Origin of the sequence: Mesorhizobium sp. M7A.F.Ca.US.011.01.1.1 (genome assembly GCF_003998295.1) — a bacterium.
Lineage (GTDB): Bacteria > Pseudomonadota > Alphaproteobacteria > Rhizobiales > Rhizobiaceae > Mesorhizobium.
On record NZ_RZRT01000003.1, the window covers coordinates 306,104 to 324,217 of the forward strand.

At 63.0% G+C, this 18,114-nt stretch carries 17 protein-coding genes and 1 tRNA gene; 12 read left to right on the plus strand and 6 right to left on the minus strand.

Annotated features, from left to right (window positions below; genetic code table 11):
* The first annotated feature begins 270 nt into the window (after positions 1-270).
* Positions 271-1,248: an alpha/beta hydrolase gene (locus tag EOA13_RS06145; protein WP_127290526.1), complete on the plus strand. Its 978-nt coding sequence runs from the start codon at positions 271-273 to the stop codon at positions 1,246-1,248.
* Between the two features lie 98 nt (positions 1,249-1,346).
* Here EOA13_RS06145 and hisN read toward each other — a convergent pair whose 3' ends face one another.
* Positions 1,347-2,120, minus strand: coding sequence for a histidinol-phosphatase (gene hisN / locus EOA13_RS06150; protein ID WP_127290528.1), 774 nt, complete (start codon positions 2,118-2,120; stop codon positions 1,347-1,349).
* Positions 2,121-2,447: 327 nt separating this feature from the next.
* On the minus strand, positions 2,448-3,389 hold the full coding sequence (locus EOA13_RS06155) for an N-formylglutamate amidohydrolase (protein WP_127290530.1): 942 nt from the start codon (positions 3,387-3,389) through the stop codon (positions 2,448-2,450).
* Positions 3,390-3,553: 164 nt separating this feature from the next.
* Between EOA13_RS06155 and EOA13_RS06160 the strand changes: the two genes are divergently transcribed.
* Both EOA13_RS06160 and EOA13_RS06165 read left to right on the plus strand, forming a co-directional pair.
* The gene (locus tag EOA13_RS06160) at positions 3,554-3,916 is read left to right on the plus strand and encodes a response regulator (protein WP_006199474.1); all 363 of its coding nucleotides are present in this window, start codon (positions 3,554-3,556) and stop codon (positions 3,914-3,916) included.
* A 117-nt stretch (positions 3,917-4,033) separates the two neighbouring features.
* A tRNA-Val gene (locus tag EOA13_RS06165) sits at positions 4,034-4,108 on the plus strand.
* 166 nt (positions 4,109-4,274) lie between these two features.
* Here the strand turns inward: EOA13_RS06165 and EOA13_RS06170 are convergent.
* From EOA13_RS06170 to EOA13_RS06185, 4 genes are all read right to left on the minus strand, one after another.
* Entirely contained in the window at positions 4,275-4,670 is a 396-nt protein-coding gene (locus EOA13_RS06170; RefSeq protein ID WP_127290532.1) for a hypothetical protein, read from the minus strand.
* Positions 4,671-4,684: 14 nt separating this feature from the next.
* Positions 4,685-5,044 (minus strand): lysozyme inhibitor LprI family protein, encoded by a 360-nt coding sequence (locus EOA13_RS06175; protein WP_127290534.1) that lies wholly within the window; start codon positions 5,042-5,044, stop codon positions 4,685-4,687.
* A 316-nt stretch (positions 5,045-5,360) separates the two neighbouring features.
* Positions 5,361-5,567, minus strand: a complete 207-nt coding sequence (locus tag EOA13_RS06180) for a hypothetical protein (RefSeq protein WP_127290536.1) — start codon at positions 5,565-5,567, stop codon at positions 5,361-5,363.
* A gap of 189 nt (positions 5,568-5,756) precedes the next feature.
* On the minus strand, positions 5,757-6,911 hold the full coding sequence (locus EOA13_RS06185) for a dihydrodipicolinate synthase family protein (RefSeq protein ID WP_127290538.1): 1,155 nt from the start codon (positions 6,909-6,911) through the stop codon (positions 5,757-5,759).
* Positions 6,912-7,150: 239 nt separating this feature from the next.
* On the opposite strand from EOA13_RS06185, the gene EOA13_RS06190 reads away from it, so the two are divergent.
* The 9 genes from EOA13_RS06190 (at position 7,151) to EOA13_RS06230 (ending at position 18,036) form a co-directional block, all read left to right on the plus strand.
* A complete protein-coding gene (locus tag EOA13_RS06190) occupies positions 7,151-8,209 on the plus strand; it encodes a LacI family DNA-binding transcriptional regulator (RefSeq protein WP_127290540.1) in 1,059 nt (352 codons plus the stop codon).
* Positions 8,206-9,807 carry an acyl CoA:acetate/3-ketoacid CoA transferase gene (locus EOA13_RS06195; protein WP_127290542.1) on the plus strand — a complete coding sequence of 534 codons (1,602 nt, stop codon included), beginning with the start codon at positions 8,206-8,208 and terminating at the stop codon, positions 9,805-9,807. The genes EOA13_RS06190 and EOA13_RS06195 overlap by 4 nt, the downstream gene beginning before the upstream one ends.
* Positions 9,800-10,576, plus strand: a complete 777-nt coding sequence (locus EOA13_RS06200; RefSeq protein ID WP_127290544.1) for an enoyl-CoA hydratase/isomerase family protein — start codon at positions 9,800-9,802, stop codon at positions 10,574-10,576. The genes EOA13_RS06195 and EOA13_RS06200 overlap by 8 nt, the downstream gene beginning before the upstream one ends.
* A gap of 9 nt (positions 10,577-10,585) precedes the next feature.
* Entirely contained in the window at positions 10,586-12,097 is a 1,512-nt protein-coding gene (locus EOA13_RS06205) for an aldehyde dehydrogenase family protein (protein WP_127290546.1), read from the plus strand.
* Between the two features lie 57 nt (positions 12,098-12,154).
* The gene (locus tag EOA13_RS06210; protein WP_127290548.1) at positions 12,155-13,408 is read left to right on the plus strand and encodes an ABC transporter substrate-binding protein; all 1,254 of its coding nucleotides are present in this window, start codon (positions 12,155-12,157) and stop codon (positions 13,406-13,408) included.
* Between the two features lie 102 nt (positions 13,409-13,510).
* Complete coding sequence (locus EOA13_RS06215; protein WP_127290550.1) at positions 13,511-14,467, plus strand: sugar ABC transporter permease; 957 nt, start codon at positions 13,511-13,513, stop codon at positions 14,465-14,467.
* On the plus strand, positions 14,464-15,408 hold the full coding sequence (locus tag EOA13_RS06220; RefSeq protein ID WP_023810088.1) for a carbohydrate ABC transporter permease: 945 nt from the start codon (positions 14,464-14,466) through the stop codon (positions 15,406-15,408). The genes EOA13_RS06215 and EOA13_RS06220 overlap by 4 nt, the downstream gene beginning before the upstream one ends.
* A 4-nt stretch (positions 15,409-15,412) precedes the next feature.
* Positions 15,413-16,528 (plus strand): ABC transporter ATP-binding protein, encoded by a 1,116-nt coding sequence (locus EOA13_RS06225; protein ID WP_127290552.1) that lies wholly within the window; start codon positions 15,413-15,415, stop codon positions 16,526-16,528.
* A 5-nt stretch (positions 16,529-16,533) separates the two neighbouring features.
* On the plus strand, positions 16,534-18,036 hold the full coding sequence (locus EOA13_RS06230; RefSeq protein WP_127290554.1) for a GMC family oxidoreductase: 1,503 nt from the start codon (positions 16,534-16,536) through the stop codon (positions 18,034-18,036).
* Positions 18,037-18,114: the final 78 nt, after the last annotated feature.

Sequence of the window (18,114 nt, forward strand, 5' to 3'; positions counted from 1 at the left end):
TCAGGCAGCCGGCGCTAAAGTCCATTCCAGGATCAAGGACTGGCGGCGCCCATTGCACAACAGGCACCGCAACGAGGCCGACCGGGTGTAACGTCCCTTCCTCCCGGATCGACAGAGGCCGGAAGCACGCTTTCGAGCGGCTTCCGGCCTTCCCTGGCGCAGCCTCCCCTTCACCGGGAATTCCTTGGCTTTTGGCGCATGGGCGTCTATCACCTTAGCGGAGCCGGCCAGCGCAGGCGGGCATGCGAGACGCCGAGCACGAAGCGCCGAATGACGGATCTTTTCACCGAAAACTCCCTTTTTCACGAAATCGAGGGCAATCCGCGGCCGGAAAACGCCACCGGCGGCTTCTTCACCACGCGTCACCGCAAGAATATCCGCTACGGCCTGTTCAGCGCAGTCGCTCGCCCGATGAAGGGCACCGTGGTCCTGCTCACCGGCCGCAACGAGTGCATCGAGAAATATTTCGAAACCATCCGCAACCTTGCCGATCGCGGCTTTGGCGTCGCCACCCTCGATTGGCGCGGCCAGGGCGATTCCGACCGGCTGATCCGCGATCATCAGCGCGGCTACGTCAGCAGCTTCCGCGACTACACCGCCGACCTCGAACAGTTCTTCGAGGAGATCGTGCTGCCCGATTGCCGCGGACCGTACTACATCCTCGCCCATTCGGCAGGTGCCTTGATCACCCTGCTTGCCGCCCCGTCGATGGTGAACCGCATCCGGCGCATGGTGCTGATCGCGCCCTTCCTGACGCTGCCCGACCTGCCGGTCTCGATCTCGACGGTTCGCCGCGTCTGTTCCCTGTTCTGCGCTCTCGGCCTCGGCCGGCTCTACGCCGCCTGGGGTCCGCGGCCGAGGGTAACGGCCCCTTTCGAGACCAACAAGCTGACATCGGACCCGGAGCGCTATCGGCGCAACACACGGATCTACGAAGAATACCCGCAACTGGCGCTTGGCGGGCCGACGATCCGCTGGCTGCAGGCAGCCGCGAAAGCTTCGGAAGCCGTCAGCGACCCCGATTTCATGGCTCGGATCCAGGTCCCGCTGCTGATCATCGCCGCCGGCGCCGACCAGGTCGTCTCGACCAGGGCCGTGGAAACCTACGCCAGGCGTCTGAGGCTCGGTTCGCTGCTGATGATCGATGGCTCCCGCCACGAAATCCTGCAGGAAGCCGACATTTACCGCGAGCAATTGCTCGCCGCTTTCGACGCCTTCATTCCCGGGAGCGACGACCCCACAGCCTGACAGGCGCCGGTCGCTGGCCTGCTCCCCAAGGAGTGCCGCCGGCAGTAAAACGACTGCTTCAAACGGTCGGCATCACCTGAATGGCAGCGGACGCTCGTTTAGCCGCGCAAGGCGGCCATGGCGGCGGCATGAAGCTCCGGCGTCGCCGCGGCGAGCACATCGCCGCCCTGTTCCGCCGGCCCGCCATCGAATGTGGTGACGACGCCGCCTGCCTTTTCGATGATCGGGATCAGCGCCACGATGTCGTAGGGCTTCAATCCGGGATCGGCGACGATGTCGACGCTTCCCGAGGCGATCATGGCGAAGGCATAGCAATCGGCGCCGTAGCGGGCGAGCTGGATCTGTCTTTCGAATGCATCGTAACGGTTGCGCGCCTCGCCCTTGAACAGGGCCGGCGTGGTGGTGAACAGCGTCGCCTGGTCCAACTTCGTCGTCTTGCGGGTCGTCAGTTTTCGCGGCCCGCCTGGCCCCTCATAATGGGAGCCCGAGCCGTTGGCGTAGAAAAGCTCACCGGTGAAGGGTTGCGCCATCATGCCGGCAACGGCGTCGCCGTCGATCGTCAGCCCGACCAGTGTGCCCCACACCGGCAGGCCGGAAATGAACGCGCGCGTGCCGTCGATCGGATCGATCACCCAGACGTGCCGGCTCGAAATGTTCTCGCTGCCATGCTCCTCGCCTAGAATACCATGATCGGGATACTCAGCCGATATCAGCGCCCGAATGGCGCGCTCGGCCTCGCGATCGGCCTCGGTGACCGGATCAAAACTGCCCTGTTCCTTGTTGGCGACCGCACCTTGGGCACGAAAGCGCGGCAAGGTCTCCGCCGCTGCCGCCTGCGCGATGCGGCGCATGAAATCGATGCTGATGTCCAACTGATTCTCCCGCACTGCAGCATGTCCGAGCCGTGCTCTGCCGCCAATTTCGTACCAAAACAAGAGTGTTCGACGACTTTTCCGCGACGGCATCTGTTGCCCGGATGTCACACAAGCGTCGTCGAAACGCAATTTCCACATCAGAGTGAATTAAAAAAGCCTCAAGGTCGCTTGACATTTGTGCAGCGCACAATACCCTTGATCTCGGACAGGGCTTCCTGTCCATGCCCTCCTTGGGCGTTTCCTCCCTAGACTTCGACCGTATCGTGCAAACGATGCGGTCTTTTTTTACGCCGCGATTTCACTCTGCGGCCAACGGCCGGTCGCTCACTCGGCGGCTAGCGGCAGGTCGATGAAATGATGGTCGGGCATCGACATCAGGTCGGCTGAGAACCGCGTCAGATCATCGGCCAGCGCATCGAAGCCGGCGGCCTTCTCGAATGTCCGCTCGTTCATGTAGAGCCCGCGATTGACCTCGATCTGCAGCGCATGCAGATGGCGCGCCGGGCGGCCGTAGTGCTCGGTGATGAAGCCGCCGGCATAGGGCTTGTTGTGGGCAACCGAATAGCCCATGGCGCTGAGCAGGCCGATCGCGGTCTCGGTCAGGGCGGCGGTTGCCGAGATGCCGAAGCGGTCGCCGATGATGAAGTCGGGCCGCAGACCGCTGTCGCCGACACGGATGCTCGCCGGCATCGAATGACAGTCGATCAGCACGGCAAAACCGAACCGCGCATGGGTCTTGGTCAAAAGCCGCTTCAGTGTCTCGTGATAGGGCTTGTAGACGGCCTCGATGCGGGCAACGGCTTCGGCCAGAGGCAGGCGACCGGAATAGATGTCGAGGCCCTCGCCCACCAGCTTCGGCACCGTGCCAAGCCCGCCGGCCACCCGCGCCGAGCGGATGTTGCAGAAAGACGGCACTGGCTCGGCGAACATGCGCGGATCGAGTTCCCACGGCTCGCGATTGACGTCGAGATAGGCGCGCGGAAAATTCGCTGCCAGCAACGGCGCGCCGAGCGCCACGGCGCCGCCGAACAGCTCATCGACGTAACAGTCTTCCGACCGGCGGATGGCATTGCGGTCCAGCCTTGCCATGGCCAGGAAGCGTTCGGGATAGTAGCGGCCGCTATGCGGCGAGTTGAAGAGGAAAGGGACGCGCTGCTCGGCGCCCGACCGGATTTCGAAGGGTGGAAAGACCGAAAAATCCTCGGCTGCCGTCTTCAATTGGAACGAACCCGAAAACACCAGTGCATCATGATGTGAAAGTGCCACCTTGCAAGCCTCGTGTCCAGCATTTCAGCGGCAGCACACACCCTGGCAAATATGGATCATCGCCGTCCGCGTTCACTTGATGTTTACCCTCACCTCCTCATATACAGGATGGTTAACGGGCTTGCCCAACGGCAATCTCGGGCGGGTGATTCGGACGGGATATCATGGCACGCATTCTTCTGGCGGAAGACGACGACGATATGCGTCGGTTCCTCGTCAAGGCGCTGGAGCGCGCCGGTTACCAGGTCAGCGATTTCGACAATGGCGCCAGCGCCTATGAGCGGCTGCGCGAGGAACCGTTCTCGCTGCTGTTGACCGACATCGTCATGCCGGAAATGGACGGCATCGAACTGGCGCGCCGCGCCACGGAGATCGATCCTGATTTGAAAGTCATGTTCATCACCGGTTTCGCCGCCGTTGCGCTGAACCCGGACTCCAAGGCGCCGAAAGACGCCAAGGTGCTGTCGAAACCGTTCCATCTGCGTGACCTCGTCAACGAGGTCGAGAAGATGCTGCAGGCGGCCTGAGCCGTTTTCTAGGCAAGGCGCCGCGCCTCTTCGCCACTGCGGCGAGACGACGCCTTCTTTCCTTTTTTCCTGCTATTGACGCGCTGGATCAAAAATGGTGTATGCGCGGCTTCGGATGGGCGTGTAGCTCAGCGGGAGAGCACTGCATTGACATTGCAGGGGTCACAGGTTCAATCCCTGTCACGCCCACCATCCAACCAGACAAGCAGATCTTGTATCGGCATTTCCCGGCTGTTCGCCAGAGGTAGCCTGCACCTGGCGCAACGCCGCATGCAGTGCTTGAGCTTGGCGAACGGTTTGTCGATTGGGCTGAGGTCCGGACTATAGGGGCAGGAAGAAGAGCCCTTGCGAAGCCAGCCTACTGGTCATCGTCATCGCCATTATCTGGATTGTCGACCAAACATCCCGCGCCGTGACACCCTTGGTAATTGCCTTGAGTGTCGAAATTCGGATTGCCATCCTTGTCGTAACTCGGCCTTGGGTCGATGTAGCTGTCGTTCTTTCGACGCGCTTCCTTGCGATCCTTGTCTCTCTGTTCTTGCGCGGCCATGCGATCCAATGAGCGCTGCTCATCTTCTGAACGTTGTGAAGTCTGTTGCATCATGCAGTCGGCAAACCTGTTGGTTCCTGGCCTGTAGCCGTAAGAAGCGCACTGTTGCTGATCCAGTGCGCGCTGATCCTCAGCGCTGACGCAACCAGCAACCGCCAACGGCACAAGCGCGATCAGCACATATCTCATCTTGAAATTCGGCATTTTGTCACTCCAGATTATTCTGATGGCACGGGGCAAGAGAGGTCACCCTCCTGGCAGTTCAGGTAGGCCTTCAACTGCCTGGTGCGAGCCTTGGTCAGTTCAGCCTGACAAGCAGCGGCAACCATCGGCGCCGCGGAGCCACCATCGTCACCGCTGGATTGAAACGTGCATTCGGCGTTGCGGAACGCAATCCACGCTCTCTGCGCTTTCACGAACCGTGCCTTGCCGTCGGAATCATCCGTAAGCCGCTTCTGGATTTGCTTGAAGGTTTGGTTCAACGCCTGATCGGCTCTTTTGAAGTCCGAAGCTGGATCAGCCAGAGCCGCGGTGGCGGCGAATGACAACATGGCGACGGCAGCAAGTAGAAAACGCATGATTGTATCCCCGGAATGAAAACAACCACAAGTAAGCACGCATAGGGGCAGCCGGCAAGCACTGGAAAACCGCATAGTAAGCAAGAGGTTGCCGGGTTCAACAACGCAGGACGGACGAGGCTGGGGCAGTGGGGAGTGGCGGCCGCATTCGGCCGCCCACAAGCTGACGTTGACATTTGACGTTGCGCCATTGTCGCGGGCGGCGCCGGCGAGTTTCGCAACCCGGTCCTGGCAGACCTGACGCCGGACGCAAACCCCGTCGCGGAAAGCTGTCGCCCGTCCCGGTGCTGACCGGGACGGGCGACAGGCAATCAGATCATTGCGGCGCTGGATCAGGCGTATTTCCCGGCCTGTCGCCGCCGCCCTTGCCTTCGCGGCAAGGCTCGCCGATGCCGCAGCATTTGCCGTTATAGGTGACGCCAGGCTTCAGCTTGTCGCATTCCCTGGGAGCGGTTGTTTTGCAGCCGGCCAGCACCGAAACGGCGATGGCGGCCAAAAGGACGTTCCTTGAAACAGTAAACATCAGACGTTCTCCTTGATGGACCATGTTTGGACACATCGCTTGGTCGCGCCTCGGGAGAAATTGGTTCACAAGAAAGTTGGTGACGACGGCGATAACCACCCTCGCGGTCGTTCGACAGCGGAGACGCCTGGGCTGGCGCAGCAATCGCGTGGCGATGCGTCCCCTTCGACCGGTCAGCCTTTCCGCGCTTCAGATGCCCGCGACGGTGCAAAGGCTCTTCATCCTGGCCACCGCCAGATCGGGATCGGCGAGCAAACCTGCCTGGTCGGCAAGGCGGAACACGTCGGCATAGTGACGGATGCCGCGCGCCGACTGCATGCCGCCGATCATCGCAAAATGGTCCTGATGACCATTCAGCCAGGCCATGAAGACGATGCCGGCCTTAAAATATTCGGTCGGCGCCTCGAAGATTTTTCGCGATAGCGGCACGGTCGGCGCCATCAACGCGTCATAGCCGGCGCGGTCACCTTCCGCCAGTTTCGCCAGCGCTGCGTTGGCGACCGGCGCAATCGCGTCGAAAATACCGAGCAGTGCGTGCGAGTGCTTCCTGCCGTCGCCGGCGATCAGTTCGGGATAATTGAAATCGTCGCCAGTGAACATGACGACGCCGTCCGGCAGCCGGTTCCTGAGCGCAACTTCCTTGCCGGCATCGAGCAATGAGATTTTTATCCCTTCGACCTTGCCGGCGTGGCGTTCGATGATGGCGACCACGGTGTCGAGCGCGGCCTCGAAATCGCTGCTGCCCCAATAGCCCCTGAGCGCCGGATCGAACATGTCGCCCAGCCAGTGCAGGATGACCTTGCCGGAGGCCTGGGACAGGATGCGGTCGTAGACGCTGATATAGTCGTCCGGACCTTTGGCCACCGCTGCCAACGCCCGGCTGGCCATCATGATCGCCTTGCCGCCGAGCCCTTCGATGAAAGCAAACTGCTCTTCATAGGCCTTGATGACGTCGTCGATTGTCTTGGCGGCGCTCGGCGCCAGATGGTCGGTCCCGGCGCCCGAAGCGAGGTCGGCGCCATCGACGGTGCGCGCCTCGGCGATCGAACGGCGGATCAATTCCTGTGCGTTTGCCCAGTCGAAGCCCATGCCGCGCTGCGACGTGTCCATCGCTTCGGCGATGCGGAAGCCCAGCCGCCACAGATGGTGACGGAACGCCATCGTCCTGTCCCAGTCGACCACCGGCCTGGACCACGGATCGGTCATGGCGAGCGGATCGGCAACGATGTGCGCGGCGGCATAGGCGATACGCGAAAATCGCGCGCCGACCATCGGCTGCACGGGTTCGCCGACCAGCGTGTAGCGGGTGCTGCCGCCACCCTCAGCAGGCAAGGAAATGTCCATCGATCTCTCCTTCGCAACGCTACTAAATGGAACGTTCCAATAAATCAAGAACCTTTAGGATGCGAACGCCATGCAGGAGAGAATGCTGCATTGCAACACAAAAGCCTTGCTGCTCATGCCATTTGAGTACGCACAATCGATGTTCGAGGCGCGGGAAAAATCCCGATTGACTCACGAGCGGAGCAGAGATTAGAACGTTCCAATACTTTTGGGCCTGCAACCGGGGAGGATGCATCTGGATGGTCAACCGGGCCAAGGCGACGATATTCGACATCGCCCGCGAAGCAGGCGTGTCCAAGTCGACGGTATCGCTCGTGCTCCAGGGCAGCGGGCTGATCCGGCCCGAAACAGCGAGCAAGGTGCGCAAGGCGATCGAGGATGTCGGTTACGTCTACAACCGCGGCGCCGCCAATCTGCGCAAGGCGCACTCCAACGTCATCGGCATGGTCATCAACGATCTCACCAATCCTTTCTTCGCCGAACTGGCGGTCGGCATGGAGCGCGTCTTCCAGTCGGCCGGCATCGTGCCGTTCATCGCCAACACGGCGGAAAATCCGGTGCGCCAGGAAGAAGTGCTGAAGTCGCTGATGGAGCAAGGCGTCGCCGGTCTCATCGTCTCGCCGGCTCGCGGCACGACGCCGGGCGCCTTCAGGCGGATCGAGACGGCGGGTCTGCCGGTTGTCTTCGCCATGCGCCGGCTTCCCGAGAGCCGCATTCCGGTGATCGCGCCCGACAATCATCGCGGCGCCTATCTCGCCACCGCTCATCTGATCGGCAAGGGACATCGCCGGCTGGTCTTCTTCGGCGGCTCGTCCGATCTGGTGGTCTATCACGAGCGGCTTGGCGGATTTCGCGAAGCCTGTGAGACGCAGGGCATCGCCGCCCGCGACGCACTTGTCGTCGAAGGCGAGACCAGCCGCAGAGGTGGTATCGCGTGCCTGGAGACCGCTCTCGCTATGGCTGAACCGCCGACCGCGGCACTCTGCTTCAACGACGCCGTCGCCTTTGGCGCCATGCTGGCGCTGCGCAAGCGCGGGCTTGAGCCGGGCGCGGATTTCGCCGTCGTCGGCTTCGACGACGTGGCCGAGGCCGAGCACTATATGCCGGCTCTGACCAGCGTTGCGGTGGACTCGGCGGGCCTCGGCGAACGCGCCGCCCATGTCATGCTGAAAATGATCCAGTCGCGCACCACGCGGGCCGAGGACCATATCGGCGCGGTCAATCTGGTCGTCAGGGAAAGCTGTGGCCCGGATCGCCGCACCCGAAACAGGACGGCCGGTTCGGGGAGCATGAATTGAGCAAGGTCGTTTCGGCGGCGCAGGCGGCGGGCCTGATCAAGGACGGCATGGTCGTATCCGTGTCGTCGTCGAGCGGTCTCGGCTGTCCGGACGCGGTGCTTGCCGCGATCGGCGAACGCTTCGATGGGGAAGGCCACCCAAAAAATATCACCACACTTCACCCGATCGCCGCCGGCGACATGTACGGCATCAAAGGCATCGACCATCTGGCCAAGCCCGGCCTGCTGAAGCGTACTTTGTGCGGCTCCTACCCGTCCGGCCCCTCCTCTTCCGAACCGCCGCAGATCTGGAAGATGATCGGCGACAATTCGGTCGCCGCCTACAACGTGCCGTCCGGCATCCTGTTCGACATGCACCGCGAAGCGGCCGCCAAGCGGCCGGGCGTGCTGACCAAGGTCGGTCTCGACACCTTCGCCGACCCGCGCCACCAGGGCTGCGCCATGAACGCCGCCGCCAGCGAGCCGATCGTTTCGGTGCAGCAGTTCGACGGCGAGGAATGGCTCTATTTCCGCTCCATCGTGCCGCAGGTCTCGATCATCCGCGCCACGTCAGCCGACGAGCGCGGCAACCTCACCTATGAGCATGAGGGTGCCTATCTCGGCGGCCTCGAACAGGCACTCGCCGCCCGCAACAATGGCGGCATCGTTATCGCGCAGGTCAAGCGCGTCGTCGAAAACGGCACGCTGAAACCGCATGATGTGCGCGTGCCAGGCGTCCTGGTCGACCACATCGTCGTCGCGCCCGACCAGTTGCAGACGACGCTGACACCCTATGACCCGGCCATCTCCGGAGAAATCTTCCGGCCGCTGTCGAGCTTCCGCACGCCGGAGATGAACGTCCAGAAGGTGATCGCGCGCCGCGTCGCCATGGAGTTGCGCGACGGCATGGCCGTCAACATCGGCTTCGGCATCTCGGCCAATGTGCCGCGCATCCTGATAGAGGAAGGCCAGCACGGCAAGGTCACCTGGGTGATCGAACAGGGGGCGGTCGGCGGCGTGCCGCTGCTCGATTTCAAATTCGGCTGCTCGTCGAATGCCGACGCCTTCATGCCCTCGCCGCACCAGTTCATCTATTTCCAGGCCGGCGGCTTCGACGCGTCGCTGCTGTCCTTCCTGCAGATCGACCGTCATGGCTCGGTCAACGTCTCGAAGCTCTCGGCGCGGCCGCATGTGACGGCGGGCGCCGGCGGCTTTGTCGACATCACCGCGCGGGCGAAGAAGATCGTCTTCTCCGGCTTCTTCAATGCCGGGGCAAAACTCTCATTGGCCGATGGCGGCATCCGCATCGACCAGGAGGGCAAGGTCAAGAAGGTGGTCGCAGAGGTCGAGCACATCTCGTTTTCGGGCAAGCGCGCGGTCGCGCAGGGGCAGGACATCACCTATGTCACCGAGCGCTGCGTAATGAAGCTGACGCCGGAGGGACTGGTCGTCACCGAACTCGCACCCGGCATTGACCTACGGCGCGATGTACTGGCGCAGTCGGAAATTCCGTTGGGCATTGCCAAGGACCTCAAGACGACACCGGCAGCCCTCTATCAGGAGCAACCGATAGGCCTGTCGCTGAATGGCGGCGCCTCGCTTGGAGGCGCGCATGGCTGAGCACCTCGTCACCTTTGAAACCGGCGGCGCCATCGGCGTCGTCACGCTGCGCCGGCCGGAGAAATTCAACGCGCTGGACATTCCGATGCTGCGCGCGCTGGAGACGGCGCTCGACGCGGCCGAGATGGCCGAGGGCGTCCGCGTCGTGCTGCTGCGCGGCGAAGGCAAGGGATTTTGCGCCGGTGGCGATGTTGAAGCCTGGGCGCGGATGAGTGCCGCCGATTTCCAGGTGCAATGGGTCCGCTACGGCCACCGCGTCTTCGACCGGCTGGCGCGGCTCAGGCAGCCGACCATCGCCGTTTTGTCGGGCCATGCACTGGGCGGCGGCCTGGAACTGGCTGTGGCTTGCGACTTCCGCGTGGCGGAAACACAAGTGAAACTGGGCTTCCCCGAAACCTCGATCGGTGTCGTACCCGGCTGGTCAGGCACGCAGCGCGCCGTGCGGCGCTTCGGCGCGCAGACGGTGCGCCGCATGGCGCTCGGCGGCGAGATCTTTCTCGCCCCCGAGGCACTCGCTCTGGGCATCGTCGACCGGGTGGTCGCGACTGGCAAGGCATACGACGAAGCAAGGGCGTGGGCGGAAAAGATCGCCGAGCGCGGCCCGCTGGCGACCGAAGCCGCCAAGCTGATGATCGCGGTCGCCGAAGGCGAGGAAAGTGCCGCCGCCACCGAAGCGCTGGCCAGCGGCTTCATCGCCCTGACCGGAGATCTCAAGGCCGGCGTCGATGCCTTCAAGGCCAAGCAGAAGCCGGCCTTTTCGGGATCCTAGAGAAAACACATGAACGCACCCCTCAAGATTTGCATGCCGGCCGAGGCGGCTGCGGCACCGAAAGCGTACAGACTGCTGATCGGCGGCAAGCATGTCGATGCCCGCGACGGCCGCACGATTGCTCGAAATAGCCCCGGCCACGGCTTCACCGTCTCGCACTACGCACAGGCCGGCGAGGCCGAAGTGGAAGCCGCTGTTCAGGCCGCCCACAAGGCGTTCGAGACCGGTCCATGGCCGCGCATGAAGGCAGCCGAGCGTGCCGCGATCCTGCTCAAGGCGGCTGACCTGATCGAGGGCCGGCTGGAAGACATCGCCCGGCTCGATGCACTGGAATCCGGCAAGCCGATCGCCCAGGCGCGCGGTGAGATTGGCGGCGCCGTCGATATCTGGCGCTACGCCGCCTCGCTCGCCCGCACGCTGCACGGCGAGAGCTACGCCAATCTCGGCGACGACATGCTGGGCGTCGTGCTGCGCGAGCCGATCGGCGTCGTCTCGATCATCACGCCGTGGAATTTCCCGTTCCTGATCGTCAGCCAGAAACTGCCTTTCGCGCTCGCCGCCGGCTGCACGGCGGTGGTCAAGCCGAGCGAAATGACCTCGGCCTCGACCTTTGTGCTCGGCGATATCCTGCTGCAGGCCGGCCTCCCGCCCGGCGTCGTCAACATCCTGGCCGGGCTTGGCGCCGACGTCGGCGCGCCGATGGTCAGCCATCCCCTGGTCGACATGGTCTCGTTCACCGGCTCGACCCGCGTCGGCAAGATGACCATGGCGTCCGCCGCGCTATCGCTGAAGAAAGTTTCGATGGAGCTCGGCGGCAAGAACGGTCAGGTCGTCTTCCCGGACGCCGACCTCGAAGCGGCCGCCGATGCGGCGGTGTTCGGCGGCTTCTTCAATGCCGGCGAGTGCTGCAATGCCGGCAGCCGGCTGATCGTGCACGAGGCGATCGCCGACGATTTTCTCAGCGCCGTCAAGGCGCTTACCGCCAGGGTTACGGTCGGCGATCCGCTCGATGACCAAACCAAAGTCGGCGCGATGATCTCGTCAGACCACCTAGCCAAGGTGGCAGGGTACGTCACGGCAGCCGCGGCCGAAGGCAGCAGCGTCTATAGCGGAGGCAAGCAATTGGCCTCCAATGTCGGCCAATATCTCGATCCCACCATCATTCGCGGCGTCACCGAGGATATGGCCATCGCCCGCGAAGAAGTGTTCGGCCCGGTGCTCTCGGTGCTGACATTTGAATCGATTGAAAAGGCGTTGCACATCGCCAACAACACGCCCTATGGTTTATCGGCGGGCGTGTGGAGCGCCAGCATAGACACCTGCATGTCGGTGGCGCGTGGGGTGCGTTCGGGAACCGTTTGGGTGAACACGTTCATGGAAGGTTATCCCGAGCTGCCTTTCGGAGGCTACAAGCAGTCCGGTCTCGGACGCGAACTCGGCAAACGCGCCGTCGAGGACTATACCGAGGAAAAGACAATCCAGTTTCATCGCGGCCAGCGCACCGGGTGGTGGGTCGGCTGAGTTGAGAAGAACCCGGCGGCATCCGCCGGTCGTGTAATGCAACAAGGGAGGTAGTACATGTTGCGCAAACTGCTTATCGGAACGGCTCTCGCGTCGGGCCTGGCTTTCACAGCCCACGCCGAGGACGTCAAGGAAGTCCAGATGCTGCATTGGTGGACGTCGGGTGGCGAAGCGGCTGCTCTCAACGTCCTCAAGGGCGACCTGGCCAAGGAAGGCTATGCCTGGAAGGACGTGCCAGTGGCCGGCGGTGGCGGCGACGCCGCCATGACCGCGCTGAAGGCGATGGTCGCGGCCGGCAATTATCCGACCGCCTCGCAGATGCTCGGCTACACCGTGCTCGACTACGCCGCTGCCGGCGTCATGGGCGACCTGACCGAAACGGCGAAGAAGGAAGGCTGGGACAAGTCCGTTCCGGCAGCCCTGCAGAAGTTTTCGGTCTATGAGGGCAAGTGGGTCGCGGCTCCGGTCAACGTTCACTCGGTCAACTGGCTGTGGATCAACAAGGCCGTCCTGGACAAGATCGGCGGCACCGAGCCGAAGACCTTCGACGACTTCGTTGCCCTGCTCGACAAGGCCAAGGCGGCAGGGGTGATCCCGCTCGCTCTCGGCGGCCAGAACTGGCAGGAAGCCACGATGTTCGACTCGGTCGTGCTGTCGACCGGCGGACCCGAGTTCTACAAGAAGGCCTTCAACGACCTCGATGACGAGTCCCTGAAGTCCGACACGATGAAGAAGTCGTTCGACAATCTGGCCAAGCTCGTCACCTATGTCGACCCCAACTTCTCGGGCCGCGACTGGAACCTTGCCACCGCCATGGTCATCAAGGGCGATGCTCTGGTGCAGGTCATGGGCGATTGGGCCAAGGGCGAGTTCAACGCCGCCAAGAAAACGCCGGGCACCGACTTCCTGTGCTATCGCTTCCCGGGCACCGACGGCTCGGTGATCTACAACTCCGACATGTTCGGCATGTTCAATGTTCCGGACGACCGCAAGGCCGCCCAGGTCGCGCTGGCCACCGCCACCCTGTCGAAGAGCTTCCAGTCAGCCTTCAACGTCGTCAAGGGTTCGGTCCCGGCTCGTACCGATGTTCCGGACACCGACTTCGACGCCTGCGGCAAGAAGGGCATCGCCGACCTGAAGGCAGCCAACGAAGGCGGCACGCTGTTCGGCTCGCTCGCCCAGGGCTATGGCGCGCCTCCGGCGGTCGCCAATGCCTATAAGGACGTCGTCTCGAAGTTCGTCCATGGTCAGATCAAGACCTCGGACGAGGCCGTGACCGAACTGGTCAAGGCGATCGACGACGCGAAGTAAGCACACGCGCCAAAAACGCCTTCCCCGCTCCGCGGGGAAGGCCCAGATCCGCGAACTTAGATCCGCGAAGCTGGTTGGCCGCGCGTCGACGGGAGGAGCCTCATGAGCACGGTAGCGACAAGCCAGATCAAGCTGACGCCGGAGCATGCACGGCCACGCGCCTCGGTGCGCTCACGCCTGCAGGACGCATTGCCGAAGATCGTGCTGGCGCCCAGCTTCGCCATCACCATCGTCTTCGTCTACGGCTTCATCCTGTGGACGATCTATCTGTCCTTCACCAATTCCAAGACCTTTCCATCTTATGTCATCACCGGCTCGCGCGCCTATCAGCGACTGTGGGGCTGGACCTTCGACACCGACCCGCCCTCGAGCTGGTACACGTCGATCACCAATATGGGTATCTTCGGCTTTCTCTACATCTTCATCTGCCTGGCGCTCGGCCTGTTCCTGGCCATCCTGCTCGACCAGAAGATCCGCGGCGAAGGCGTGTTGAGGCCGATCTATCTCTACCCGATGGCGCTGTCCTTCATCGTCACCGGCGTCGCCTGGAAATGGTTCCTCGATCCCGGCCTCGGCCTCGAGCAGACCTTGCATCAATGGGGCTGGACGAGCTTCCATTTCGACTGGATCAAGAACAAGGATTTCGTCATCTACACGGTGGTCATTGCCGGCGTCTGGCAGGCCTCCGGCTTCATCATGGCGATGTTCCTGGCCGGCCTGCGCGGCATCGACGGCGAGATCATGAAGGCGGCGCAGATCGACGGCGCCACCACCTTCCAGCTCTACCGCCGCATCGTCATTCCGCTGCTGAGGCCGATCTTCCTGTCAGCCTTCATCGTGCTCGCGCACCTCGCCATCAAGTCCTACGATCTGGTCGTGGCGCTGACCAGCGGCGGCCCCGGCGGCTCGGCCTGGCTGCCATCCAACTTCATGTATGAGTACACGTTCAAGCGCAACGAAATGGCCGTCGGCTCGGCAAGTGCGGTGATCATGCTGATGACCATCGTCGCCATCATCGTGCCCTATCTCTATTCGGAACTGCGGGAGAAGCCGCGATGAGCGCCGTCACCACTCCCGCCCGCCAGGCCTCCGGCGGCGTCAACGTCAAGGTTATCAACCGCATCGTCATCTACGGGCTGCTGGCGCTGTTTGCGCTATTTTATCTGATGCCGCTGTTCGTCATGCTGGTGACCTCGTTCAAGACCATGGACGAGATCCAGAACGGCAACATGCTGGCGCTGCCCAGGGCGCCGACCTTCGATCCGTGGCTGAAGGCTTGGGGCGAGACCTGCGTCGGCCTCACCTGCGCCGGCATCAAGGGCTATTTCTGGAACTCCATCAAGATGGTGGTCCCGGCCGTCCTGATCTCGACGATGCTCGGCGCGCTCAACGGCTACGTGCTGACCAAGTGGCGTTTTCGCGGGGCAACGCTGGTGTTCGGGCTGATGCTGTTCGCCTGCTTCATCCCGTTCCAGTCGGTGCTGCTGCCGATGGCGACCATCCTCGGCAGCCTCGGCCGCTTCGGCGTCACGCTGCAGAATGCAACGGGAACCAGCTTTGGCCTCGGCAACCCGACGGTCAACCTCGTCTTCGTCCACGTCGTCTACGGCATCGGCTTCACCACGCTGTTCTTCCGCAACTACTATGAGGCGTTCCCGACCGAACTGGTCAAGGCGGCACAGGTCGACGGCGCCTCGTTCTTCCAGATCTTCCGCCGCATCATGCTGCCGAATTCAATGCCGATCTTCGTCGTCACGGTGATCTACCAGTTCACCAACATCTGGAACGACTTCCTGTTCGCCTCGGCTTACGCCGGCACCGGCGACGCGATGCCGATGACGGTGGCGCTCAACAACGTCGTCAACACGTCGACCGGCGTCGTCGAATACAACGTCAACATGGCCGCCGCGATGATCGCGGCACTGCCCACCCTTCTCGTCTATGTGCTCGCCGGCCGCTACTTCGTGCGTGGTCTCATGGCTGGCGCCGTCAAAGGATGATCTGATGGCTTTTCTGGAAATTGATGGTCTGAGAAAGCGCTTCGGCCAGGTCGAGATCCTCAAAGGGATCGATGTCGAACTCGAGAAAGGCGGCTTCCTGGTGCTGGTCGGCCCTTCCGGCTGCGGCAAGTCGACCTTGCTCAACACCATCGCCGGCCTGGAGACGATCACGTCTGGCGAAATCCGTGTCGACGGCCGCACCATCAACGATCTGCACCCCTCCAAGCGCGATATCGCCATGGTGTTCCAGAGCTATGCGCTCTACCCGAACATGACGGTGGCCGGAAACATCTCGTTCGGCATGGAGATGCGCGGCGTGCCGGCGGCGGAGCGCCAGAAGGCCATCGACAAGGTGGCCAAGGTGCTGCAGATCGGCCACCTCTTGCAGCGCAAGCCGAGCCAGCTTTCGGGCGGCCAGCGCCAGCGCGTCGCCATGGGCCGGGCGCTGGTGCGCGACCCAAAACTGTTCCTTTTCGACGAGCCATTGTCCAACCTCGACGCCAAGCTGCGCGTCGACATGCGCATCGAAATCAAGCGCCTGCACGCCACCACCGGCACCACCATCGTCTACGTCACGCACGACCAGATCGAGGCGATGACGCTGGCCACCAAGATCGCGGTCATGCGGGATGGCGAGGTGCAGCAGTTCGGCACCCCGGCCGAGATCTACAACAACCCGAGCAATCTCTTCGTCGCCGATTTCATGGGCTCGCCGGCGATGAACCTGATCCCGGCGACCATCGGCACGTCAGGCAATGCGCTGTCCGTCGTGCTGCAGCGCGAAGCGCGAGAGCCGATCTCGCTGCCGATGGCCAATGCGCCGGCGGGCCTGTCGGCATTCCAGGGCAAGCCGATCATTTTCGGTGTCCGCCCCGAAGCCCTGACCGATCCGGAAGGTGCCGAGCGCAATGCGTCGAATATCGCCACCGCCGACTGCCATATCGAGGTCGTCGAACCGGCAGGCTCGGACACCTTCGCCGTCACCAATCTCGGCGGCAAGGGCGTGGTGGCGCGGCTGCGCGCCGACGCCAACATCCAGCCGGGCACCAACACGCCGCTCGCCTTCAACCTGACCAAGGCGGTGTTCTTCGATCCGGCGACCGAAAACCGCATTCGCTGACGGCTATGGCAAATCCGGACATCGTCATCATCGGCTCCGGCATTGGCGGCGCCACGATCGCCTCCGGCCTTGCCGGCAGCGGCGCTTCGATCCTGATGCTGGAGCGCGGCGAGCCGTTGCCGGCGACGCCACACGCGCGCGATACGCGCTCGATCTTCGTCGACGGCCATTACAGGCCGAAGGAGATGTGGCGTGAGGCCGGTGGCGCCGCCTTCAACCCCGGCAATTACTACTATGTCGGCGGCAATTCGAAGTTCTATGGCGCGGTGCTGATCCGCTACCGCAAGGAGGACTTTGCGGCCATGGAGCATTTCGGCGGCGTCTCTCCGGCCTGGCCATTTTCCTATGATGAGTTCGAGCCCTGGTATTCGAAAGCCGAACAGCTGTTTCGCGTGCGCGGTGCACTGGGCGAGGATCCGACCGAGCCGTTCCATTCGGTCCCCTACACCTACAAGCCGGTGCCCGACGAGGCACCGATCGCCCGCGCCCGCGCCGAGCTGAAAAACCTTGGCCTGCATCCCGCCTCGCTGCCGCTCGGCGTCGACATCGAAACCTGGCTGAAGGAGGGCAAGACCGGCTGGGACGCGTTTCCCAACACCGGCCAGGGCAAGGTCGACGCGCAGACCGGTCCGCTGACGGCGGCGCTGACCGACCAGAAAATTCGGCTCGAGACTGGCGCTTGCGTCGAATATCTCGAAGCCTCGGCGGACGGCACGACGATATCAGCCATTCACTACCGCCAGAATGGCGAGTTGAAGAAAGTATCACCGAAGCTGGTCATCCTCTCAGCCGGCGCGGTCAATTCCGCAGTCATCCTGCTGCGCTCGCCCTCTCCTGATGGCGAAGGCCTGGCCAACCGCTCCGACCAGGTCGGCCGCAATTTCATGAACCACAATTCAAGCGCCATGCTGGCGATCGACCCGCGCCGCCGCAACGATGCCGTCTACCAGAAGACCTTGATGCTGAACGACTATTACCTGTCCGACGGCAAGGGCGGCAAGCCGCTCGGCAATGTCCAGCTTCTGGGAAAGATCGACGGCAACATGCTGCGGGCCAATGTCAAGTACACGCCGAAATTCGCGCTCGATTTCATGGCCGGCCACGCCCTCGACTGGTACCTGATGTGCGAAGACCTGCCCGATCCTGAAAGTCGCATCATGGTCGACGGCAAGGACATCGTCATGCAGTGGCGGCGCTCCAACATGCAGTCGCTCGACGGGCTGACCAAGGTGATGCGCGAAAATTTCCGCGCCTGCGGTTATCCCATCGTTCTCTCGCGACCCTTCGACAAGCGCACGCCGTCGCACCAATGCGGCACGGTCAAGATGGGCGACGATCCGGCCACCGCGCCACTCGATCCCTTCTGCCGGTCGTTCGACCACCGGAACCTGTTCGTCGTCGATGGCAGCTTCCTGCCGAATTCGGCCGCTGTTAATCCGGCGCTGTCGATCGCAGCGCAAGCACTGCGTGTAGCCGACCACATCCGCAAGGTGGAGCATGCCGCATGATAGGTCAGTGCCGCCCCTCATCCGCCTGCCGGCACCTTCTCCCCGTGAACGGGGAGAAGAATGCTGACCGCAACCCCG